This is a genomic window from Desulfovibrio sp. SGI.102, assembly GCF_050314315.1.
Taxonomy (GTDB): Bacteria; Desulfobacterota; Desulfovibrionia; order Desulfovibrionales; family Desulfovibrionaceae; genus Desulfovibrio.
This window is the reverse complement of the sequence record NZ_JBNPNC010000104.1, coordinates 1-2,965: the sequence shown is the minus strand read 5'-3', so window position 1 is coordinate 2,965 and position 2,965 is coordinate 1. Positions and strand designations below refer to the sequence as shown.

4 protein-coding genes are annotated in these 2,965 nt (G+C 60.0%); 1 reads left to right on the top strand and 3 read right to left on the bottom strand.

The window, feature by feature from the left end:
• Together ACQRCJ_RS12235 and ACQRCJ_RS12230 are read right to left on the bottom strand one after the other, a co-directional pair.
• Window positions 1-81 (bottom strand): helix-turn-helix domain-containing protein (locus ACQRCJ_RS12235; protein ID WP_427799918.1); only part of this gene is annotated, 81 nt, incomplete at its 3' end.
• Window positions 81-704 carry an IS607 family transposase gene (locus ACQRCJ_RS12230; RefSeq protein WP_427799917.1) on the bottom strand — a complete coding sequence of 208 codons (624 nt, stop codon included), beginning with the start codon at window positions 702-704 and terminating at the stop codon, window positions 81-83. The genes ACQRCJ_RS12230 and ACQRCJ_RS12235, both read right to left, overlap by 1 nt.
• 79 nt (window positions 705-783) lie before the next feature.
• Between ACQRCJ_RS12230 and ACQRCJ_RS12225 the strand changes: the two genes are divergently transcribed.
• A complete protein-coding gene (locus ACQRCJ_RS12225) occupies window positions 784-2,049 on the top strand; it encodes a hypothetical protein (RefSeq protein ID WP_427799916.1) in 1,266 nt (421 codons plus the stop codon).
• 655 nt (window positions 2,050-2,704) lie between these two features.
• Here the strand turns inward: ACQRCJ_RS12225 and ACQRCJ_RS12220 are convergent.
• Window positions 2,705-2,965 (bottom strand): hypothetical protein (locus ACQRCJ_RS12220; protein WP_427799915.1); only part of this gene is annotated, 261 nt, incomplete at its 5' end.

The window sequence follows — 2,965 nt, the reverse complement described above, 5'->3', positions numbered from 1 at the left end:
TGCGAACCGGGCAACACCAGCCGCACGCAGCATGTACGTCCGCTGATGATCGTTGAGGTCAAGGGCTATCTTGTGGGCCATCAGCACAGGGCATTATCCTCGATTGCTTCTTTGACGCCTTCAAGAAGCTTTTTGTTTTTATGGGATCGGCTGCCGTAGAGCCGGGCGGAAAAGACCGTGATGATCTCCAGGACGTCTTTGGCAAGATCTTCTTCAAAAGAGCATTCTTCCCCCTGGTTGAGGATGACGACTTCAACATTTTTTGCTTCGCAGATGGCGAATACGAGTTCAGCACCGAATCTGAGCAGCCGGTCTTTATGGGTTATGACAAGTCTCCCGACATCCCCGGAAAGGATGGCATCCAATAGACGACGCAATCCTTTTTTGTGGTAGTTCATTCCTGAACCGAGATCGGAAAGCAGCGTGAAGTTCCAGCCGTGTTGTGCACAGTAGAGCTCGAGTATCTGCTTCTGCCGCTCAAGATCTTCCCGCTGGTCATGACTGGAGACACGGGCATAGGCAATGGTCGTACGGGTCGTATCCTCGATCGCCAGCTCAGGCTTTAGTTTTGTGATGTCATATCGACGGTGTTTGCCGGCTGTACGCTCGGGGACCAGTTTTCCGCTCTCTTCCCATCTGCGAAGGGTGGGAATGGATACCCCAAGCAATCGCGCTGCTTCACCTATTGTGCATAATCTTCTCATAAAGAGTATATTTACATATTTTTTATCATATTTCAAGCAATCAGTTTAAGCCCTGTGGTTCTCCAAAAAGGCCCACCGCGTGGTGCAGACCTCCATCAACCTGAGCAGCAGCACCCGCGGCGATCAGGAACAGTTCGGCTCCTCCCTGCCCGGCCGCCTCATCGTGCGCGCGGGCCTGAGCGCCAACAAGACCCTGCACCAAATCCTGCCCAATTCGCTCTTCACCGCCCTTGAGAGCCGCATGCAGCCCGTGGAACAGGTCAAGGGCGCGCCCGTGCTGCCCTTCGACCAGGTGCGTGCCGCCATCAATCTGGTGGTCTCCAGCATCCTCATCGCCTCGGCCACGTCGCTCAAGCTGCCCCTGTCCACCACCTATGTGACCTTCATGGTGGCCATGGGCTCCTCCTTCGCCGACGGCGCCTGGAACCGTGAGAGCGCCGTCTACCGCATCTCCGGCGTGCTGGCCGTCATCAGCGGCTGGTTCCTGACCGCCATGTGCGCCTTCAGCGCCTGTGTCCTGGTCACCTGGGCCCTGTTCGAGGGCGGCAGCGTGGTGGCCGTCCTCTTCATGCTGGTGGCCGTGGTCAGCCTGGTGCGCTCCAACTTCTTCGGCAAGAAGAAGGAAGAGAGCAGCTTCGACATCGTGGCCGACAACACCGACAAGGACAGCATCCGCGCCAATATCGGCGCTTCGGTGGACGAAAGCATCGATACCGCCGTGCGCCTGATGTGCGAAGGCCTCACCGCCTTCCAGGCCGAGGACGAGAAGATCCTGAACCGCTGCAAGAACGAAGCCGTGAACCTTTTCGAAGACATCTCGCGCTCCCGAGGTTCCTACTACCGCATGGCCCTGCGCGGCGGTGGCGACGATCTGGACAACGAAGCGCGGCACATCTACTACCGCATCTTCAACGGCATGAAGGAACTGAGCCATGAGCTGCGCTCGGTGCTGGGCATGTCCGCCAACCACATCGCCAACCGCCACCGCCCCTACAGCGGCGCGCTGGGCGACAATCTGGACCAGATGCTGGGCATCCTGGAAGACGCCGCCCGCCACTTCCGGGCCTATGCCGCGGGCGAAGGCTCCCGCGCCGAGCTCTCGGCCTATGCCGACCACTGCTCTTCCCGCATCAGCAAGATCCAGATCGAGCTTTTGCAGCGCATCGATACCGAAGGCCTGTCCATGCGCAGCAGTGACCTGTATCTGAACTACCTGCAGTTCGCCCGCGCCTTCATCAACCGTTTCACCATCGTGGCCCTGCTGGAACGCGACCTCAACGACGCCTGCCGCCGCAACGCCGCCCGCAAGGAAGAAGAAACGGCTGCCGCTTCGGCCCAGGCCTAAGACCGGCCACAGACGAAACGAGCATCGACGGAAGGGGCTTCTCCCGCATGAGACGAGAGGGCCCTTCCTCCCAAATCTCGCTCCCATCAGCCCCTTCTTCAGACAGTACGGCATGCATGCCCGGTTGCAGACATGACCGTGCGCCCTCCCGAGGACAGTCCCGGAAGCCTGTCCGCCCATCGGGAATGACAAAGCCCTCCGCATGGAGGGCTTTTTTGCGGCCTGCGGCCTACCGGACATTCTGGAACGCTCCCCGCGTGGAGAAAGGCTGCACGGCTCCGAAACATCCTCCCTTCCTGGTAAGGGCCGGGGCAAACCTTGCTGAAAGTCCGGCAGGACATCGGCCTTCCCTGGCGGAGCATCCCCAAGCCGGAGCATCACGGACCGCTTGTCAGACAAGATGGTCTCCCGCCCCCTCCGGCCAGCGATCGCCACGAAACGGGCAGGCTGCCGGGCAGCTCCTGTGCTTCCTCCCGGCGTCGTCCGCTTCCCGGCACCTCCAACACTCCCTTCACTTCCCGTCAGCCCTAAAAGACCGTCATCTGCCCGGATAGCGTCCCGCCCGTGGCGTGCCATGCCGCCAGCCTTATCAAAGCGTATGCCCGACGGGATCCGCCTCTTCATCGCAGGAAGGTCCCTTCCCGTCTTTCCAGAGCTATTCCAGCGCCCCGGAAGCAAGCACGAGAGAGAAAGAGAGAAAGAAAACACTCCGCCCCCCTTCACTCCCCAGCATCCCCCTCCCCTCCGGTCGTATGTCATGCCTTATTTCAAACAGCCGCCAGACAGCGACGGGGACTTTCGCCCCGACCTGAAGAAAGTTTTTTCGGGGATGGGAGAGCACGAGAGGGGAAGGGGCAGTTTTTACAAAAAACGCCCCTTCCCCTCTCGTCATTCCCCCGCTCCACAGCCTCTCCAC

What these genes read in the sequence shown, in the direction of transcription:
- ACQRCJ_RS12230 (WP_427799917.1), bottom strand. Translation starts at nt 704, where the DNA reads ATGAGAAGATTATGCACAATAGGTGAAGCAGCGCGATTGCTTGGGGTA.